At 36.3% G+C, this 6382-nt stretch carries 6 protein-coding genes; 5 read left to right on the top strand and 1 reads right to left on the bottom strand.

Annotated features, from left to right (window positions below):
- The first annotated feature begins 149 nt into the window (after positions 1 to 149).
- From FC77_RS03780 to FC77_RS03760, 5 genes are all read left to right on the top strand, one after another.
- A complete protein-coding gene (locus FC77_RS03780; protein ID WP_054681703.1) occupies positions 150 to 1136 on the top strand; it encodes a ribose-phosphate diphosphokinase in 987 nt (328 codons plus the stop codon).
- A gap of 149 nt (positions 1137 to 1285) precedes the next feature.
- Entirely contained in the window at positions 1286 to 1969 is a 684-nt protein-coding gene (locus FC77_RS03775; protein ID WP_056970190.1) for a TetR/AcrR family transcriptional regulator, read from the top strand.
- A 12-nt stretch (positions 1970 to 1981) separates the two neighbouring features.
- The gene (locus FC77_RS03770; protein ID WP_056970189.1) at positions 1982 to 2812 is read left to right on the top strand and encodes a hypothetical protein; all 831 of its coding nucleotides are present in this window, start codon (positions 1982 to 1984) and stop codon (positions 2810 to 2812) included.
- Positions 2813 to 2875: 63 nt separating this feature from the next.
- Positions 2876 to 4363: an ABC transporter substrate-binding protein/permease gene (locus tag FC77_RS03765; protein ID WP_056970188.1), complete on the top strand. Its 1488-nt coding sequence runs from the start codon at positions 2876 to 2878 to the stop codon at positions 4361 to 4363.
- Complete coding sequence (locus FC77_RS03760; RefSeq protein ID WP_056970187.1) at positions 4356 to 5093, top strand: amino acid ABC transporter ATP-binding protein; 738 nt, start codon at positions 4356 to 4358, stop codon at positions 5091 to 5093. The genes FC77_RS03765 and FC77_RS03760 overlap by 8 nt, the downstream gene beginning before the upstream one ends.
- A 55-nt stretch (positions 5094 to 5148) precedes the next feature.
- On the opposite strand, the gene FC77_RS03755 is transcribed toward FC77_RS03760, so the two are convergent.
- Complete coding sequence (locus tag FC77_RS03755) at positions 5149 to 6372, bottom strand: CAP domain-containing protein (RefSeq protein WP_056970186.1); 1224 nt, start codon at positions 6370 to 6372, stop codon at positions 5149 to 5151.
- Positions 6373 to 6382 lie beyond the last annotated feature (10 nt).

The raw sequence follows: 6382 nt of genomic DNA, 5'->3' as shown, positions 1-6382 counted from the left end.
ATAAATGTCTTAAAAAGTATCATCAGCTTTGTCAATGTCTTAACTTAATGACATTGGATATCTAGCTTCTTTTTATTGTTTTACGGGCATTTGAATGATTTTTTGGTTATAATAGATTTGTATATGAATTTTATTTAAAAGAGGTAGCTATGAACAAAGAAGAACTTCTTCAATTATTGCACCCAATGAAGCTGATTGGGTTAAGTGGGAATCCTGCTTTAAACGAAAAGATTGCTTCAATTCTACACAAACCACTGATTGAAACAGCAGTTCATCATTTTAGTGATGGTGAAATTCAAGTTAATATCGGTGAAAGTGTACGTGGGTGTGACGTCTTTGTAATTCAATCAATTCAAAATCCAGTAAATGAAAACTTTATGGAACTTGAAATTGTGTTGGATGCATTGCACCGTGCGTCAGCACACCAAATCAACGTGGTAACACCATATTTGGCATATTCACGTTCCGATACTAAAACCCGTTCACGTGAACCAATTACTGCTAAATTAGTTGCAAATCTGTTACAGATAACCGGGATGGATCACTTGATTGCACTGGATTTACATGCTTCCCAGATTCAAGGCTTTTACAATATTCCAGTTGATCATTTGCATGCAATGCCACTTTTGACCCAATACTTCATAGATAATGGTATTGCCACTAAGGAAGATAATGATTTGGTAATTGTTTCTCCAGATCACTCTGGTGCTAAGCTTGCACGTAATTTTGCGCAATACTTTGATGCACCAATTGCAATCGTTGATCAACGGGGTGCACGTTATGATGCGGAAACCCATGATGTAATTGGAGACGTTAAGGATAAGAAATGTATCATTGTAGATGATTTGATTGATACTGGTTCACGTATTTCTTCATCGACTAAATCGGTTATGGCCGCAGGCGCAAAGAAGGTTTATGTTGCCGCAACGCATGCGCTTCTTTCACAAAACGCCACTGAAGTACTTAATGAATTGCCGATTGAGCAAATTATTGTAACGGACACGATCAAGCACAACCATTATCCAGATCGAATGGTACGTATGTCCGTTGATTTGCTTTTGGCACGTGGAATAGATTATGTATATCATGATCGTTCAATCCACCAAATTTATGATGAACAAAATGAGATAAAATAATTCATGTTTGTTTGAAACAGATCAAATAATCCTCGTTCAAAGTGAGGATTATTTTTTGTGGTAAATTATGTGTTTTTGTATGTATTTAATGCTCATCGTTGGTATAATTGAAGTTAATTGTATAGAAAAATGAATTCGAGGATAGGTTAATGGCAAGACGGAAAAATATGAAAAGGCGAAGAATTATTTTGGGTAATACTTTTTACCTAATTAGAGAGAATGGAATGGATAATGTTTCTTTGCAAATGATTGCTGAAAAGTCGCACATTTCTAAATCTCTACTTCAATCATATTATCCTCATAAATCAAAATTAACTAGTGACATTGTTCATAACTTGTTTAATACTTTGGCTGAACAAGTTAATAGCTATGATGAAGTTAATCGCACTAATCCATATGCACGTACCAAAGCTTTTATTTATACCATTGCTTCTTTAGGGATGAATGATGAGGGCTTGGATCGGATTATCTCAGAGGTCTTTATTAGTAATGCATCTTTAGATAATTGGGGCAGTATGCTAAATAATTGGTTACAGGTTAACCATCTATTTGATGGATTGAATATTGATGAAAATGAGTTGAGATTAGGGATTGCATTTATAACTAAAGGTGCCGGTCGTTTATATTATGAACGTAAGAGATATCAATTTACGGCTGAGAAATTAGCCGATTATGCGACAAGTGCACTTATGTTTAGTTTTTTGCATTGCTCAACTAAAGAAATCGATCGTACTTTAAAAGACGGACATAATATTATTGAGTCAGCGGATATGAATTCCGTTCATCATGCTATTGATACAATGTTTGATGAGGGAAAAGAAATTTTCAGTTAGAAGGAAAATATAATGGTTGACAATGCAAGAACTGATTTACGACGAATAAATCATGAGCAAAATAACCAATATAAACGAATATTGGCCTTTATCATCTTTCTAATCGTCACGCTTATTATGATAACAGGGACCTTTTTAAATCCTTTTTTTATGAAAAAACAGATTAGGACGAGTAATAACCAGGCAGTAATTGTCCGGCAAGTTAATGGTAATTTTGATAACCTGGCTGATATTATCGGTGCCAACCATGAAGCAAACGCAAATTTATTAACAGTCAAACAAACGCAACCAATTGCAGATCACGTTATCGATTATTCATTAGGACTGCACTGGTTTAAAGTGAATAATGTTGGATTAGCTAAGCAAATTTTGCATGATATTAATTTAAATATTGATGAAGGCTCTTCAAGTGATGCGCAACAAGTGGAAGCTAAATTGAAGAAGCAAAAAAGCAATGCGCCTTATGCGGTTATTTCAGCCTTTAACTTAAACACCGTAACTTTGGGCGCAAATATAGCGGTAATGTTATTCCTTGTAAATATTATTATTGTTGTCGTTACTATTATTAGTATGCTCTCATTAATCAGTGATATGCGGTCAAGAACTACCATTAAAGCGCTTGTCCATGATTGTATGGCAGCTGGCATGTGGGCTGGCTTTTGGATGATTGTAATTTTTATTGTCTTAGCTTTGATTCCGGTCGTCTTTAATGTAGAATCTCTGGCTACGTTCGGTTATTTGATCGAAATAAGCAGCAGTATCTTTTTGGATAACGTTGTTGCTGGTGTAATAATTTATATTCTATGTGCAATTCCATGGCAGATCACGTCGGCGGATAATTAATTTTTAACCATAGCTAAAGTAAATAGCTATGGTTTTTCTAATAAAAATATTAAGGGAAAAAGAATGAAAAAAATAAAATTTGCTAAAATCATCATGGTATTGGTCATGATGATTTCTATACTTTTTACATTAAGTGCACCTACATATGCGGCTAGTAACAAAAATATTGGCAATAATTCTGTTTTAAGAAAAATAAAACGGTCAAAAAAGTTGGTTGTTGGGACTTCTGCTGATTATCCACCACTTGAATTCACTACTAGCGTTAACGGTAATACCAAGTATGTTGGTGTTGATATGGAACTGGCTAAGGATATTGCTAAGGATTTACACGTTAAACTTGTAGTTAAAAATATGAGTTTTGATTCATTATTAGTAGCGCTAGAAACAGGTAAGGTTGATATGGTTATCTCGGCCATGACTCCAAGTCCTGATAGAAAAAAGAGTGTCACTTTCTCTAGGATTTACTATAAGCCAAGTGGTGAATTTTTCTTAATTAATAAAAAAGATAAAGGTAAATACAGAAAAGTGCAAGATTTTAAGAGTAAAACTGTTGGCGCACAGACTGGGAGCATGCAGTACCAATTGATCCAATCACAAATGAAGGGGTCAAAGGTTAAAGGGTTGAGCAAGATCAATAACCTGGTTTTGGCACTGCAATCTGGTAAGGTGTCCGGCCTTGTCATGGAGGAATTAACGGCTAAAGCTTACGCACAGAATAATAAGAGTTTGCTTGCCATTAAGAGTAACTTAAAAGTAGCCCAAGAAGGTAATGCTGTTGCGTTAGCTAAAGGTCAATCTGATCTACTTAAAGCGGTCAATAAGACGATTAAGCGGGTACAGAAAAAAGATTTGGTTCATAAGAAATACCTGCCAGAAGCAGCCAAAAATATGCAGACAAGTAAAAAATCCAATATGTTTACTAAATATGCTCCCTATTTTGTTAAAGGAATCGGCTACACCATTGTGATTACCATCTTTTCTGTGTTGATTGGGGTTATTTTAGGAATGCTCTTGTCTTTGATGCGCTTATCACAGAATAAACTGTTGCATTGGATCGCGATTTGTTACATTGAATTCGTTCGGGGAACTCCGCAAATGGTTCAAATTATGTTCGTTTATTTTGGAGTTGGTGTTTTAATTTCTAATTTGTCCGCGGTAATGGCAGGGATTATCGCAATTGGCCTTAATTCTGGAGCTTACGTAGCGGAAGATATCAGGTCAGGAATCGATTCGGTCGCTAAGGGACAAACTGAAGCTGCTCGTTCTTTGGGTTTAAGCCAATCTAAAACTTACCGTTACGTTGTTATTCCCCAAGCATTAAAGAATATTTGGCCTGCATTAGGTAATGAATTTATTACTCTGTTAAAGGACTCGTCGCTGGTTTCCGTAATTGGGGTAACAGAGTTGATGTACCAAACAGAACTGGTTCAAACCTCGACCTACCAAGGTGTACTGCCTTTGTTTATTGCAATGGTTATTTACTTTATTATGACCTTCACGTTGTCTAGATTTCTTAATTACTTTGAAAGGCGGATGAAACACAATGACTGAGATAATTAAAGTTGAGCACCTTAAGAAAAATTATGGCAAGCATGAAGTTTTAAAAGATATTTCTGCCACGGTTAATAAGGGACAGGTAATTTGTATTATTGGGCCATCAGGAGCGGGTAAAAGTACTTTCTTACGTTGTTTAAACGTATTAGAACGACCAACTGCTGGTAAAATTATTTTTAATGGAACTGATTTGGCAAAATTAAAAGATGGTAAACAATTAGATAATTTACGACAAAAAATGGGGATGGTTTTCCAAGATTTTAACCTTTTTCCTAATATGAATGTCCTTAAAAATATTATGTTGGCTCCAATGAAGGTGAAAGGAAGCAGTGAATCCGAAGCAAATCAAGAAGCATTACAATTACTAAAGCAAGTTGGCTTAGAGGAACAGGCACAACAATATCCAAATAGTCTTTCCGGTGGTCAGCAGCAACGGGTGGCGATTGCACGAGCTTTAGCAATGAAACCAGAAATGATGTTGTTTGATGAACCGACAAGTGCGCTTGATCCGGAAATGGTAGGAGAAGTATTAAAGACCATGCAAGATCTAGCTGAATCTGGTATGACAATGGTAGTTGTTACACATGAGATGGCCTTTGCAAAAGAGGTAGCCGATGAAGTTTGGTTTATGGCTGATGGATATTTACAGGAAAAGGGCAAGCCAGAAGAAGTGTTTGATCATCCAACGAGCCAACGAGCAAAAGATTTCTTAGCAAAGATTTTATAGTATACAAAAAGGTGAGATTTAAATATCTCACCTTTTTTAATATTAAATTGATTCATTAGTCATTTTGAAAAATGAATCTATTTATAAAAAAATTATTTTGCCACTGTTTTCCTTTTAAAGCATCTAAATATTTTCCATTTTTAACTGGATCATTTTTCTTTTGCTTTAAGGTAGCAGATAGTTTTGCACTTTGGTCAAAGAGAGCAGAGTTGGAATGGGCATCCTTTTGCAGGGATGCAATTGGTTGATAAGACTGTGGTGTAGCTTCTTGATTAGCTATTTGTGCTGTATCCTGTTCAAATAATTTGAAACTATATTTATAAACACCGTCGACATTAATTTCATATTGGTGACCGACAACTATCGGTGTAGCACCAGGGGAATAAGTTATAATGGACTTAAAATTGCCGAAAGCTGAATCACTGTAGTTTTCTACGTGGGTTCCACTATAAGATTTTCCGGTATCTTCGTCAGTGATTGTAACTTTGGGATTCTTGTTGACAGTCTTATCTGATAAATAAAGCGACCAGGCAACATTTTCACCCTTTGCTAGCTCAATTGGGAAAATTCTTGCGCTTGGGTAGGCTACAACCGGTTGACTTGCTTCTCGAAATATATCATTAACGTTCAATACTTTTTCTACGGAATAACGATAGCCGTTGCTGCCGTATGCGGCCCCAATTCCGGTTGAGGACAAACGGCTAGATAAGAGCCAAGCTCTATGTCCTGTGTCTGAGCCGGTTAAGTTATAACGGTCGGTTATTAGATCGGTAACAACGTCACCAGCTGATTCATTGTTAACGTTAAAGTTTAAGTTGGAAGTTTCAGAAGTATCCTGGGCTAACTTCCAAAGTGATTTGCCGACAAATGCTGGTCGTTTATCACCGGGTAAACCATGTTGGTTAACGAATGGATTGGCGTTAATTGCTGCCATAACAGCGGCAGTCTTTTGGGCATTTTTTTCAGCCGTCTTATTTTCTGTTATCGGATTTAGGCCAAATAAACTGCGGTAATAATTGATATAAGCAAGTTGGTCATTGATGTAGGCTGGTGCAAGCACACCTTCCTTAAATTTCCTTTTTAAGTGCGGCTTTTGGGCGTAGATGTTGTTAGCATCATACTCAGTCTTACTTAAATCGGAATATTGGTTTTGAAAGTGGTGCACCTGTTTTACTTCAGTAGAGGTAAAAGTAGCAGCCTGAGTTGTTTGGCTTAGCCCACTAAATGGTGCTGCGATGATTAGTGCTATAGCAGCAATAGAAAATTTGCGTAGAAGCATAGCTGTACAT

This window comes from Lactobacillus acetotolerans DSM 20749 = JCM 3825 (assembly GCF_001436775.1).
Classification (GTDB): domain Bacteria; phylum Bacillota; class Bacilli; order Lactobacillales; family Lactobacillaceae; genus Lactobacillus; species Lactobacillus acetotolerans.
The sequence above is the reverse complement of the archived record's forward strand: the minus strand, read 5'-3'. Positions and strand labels throughout refer to the sequence as shown.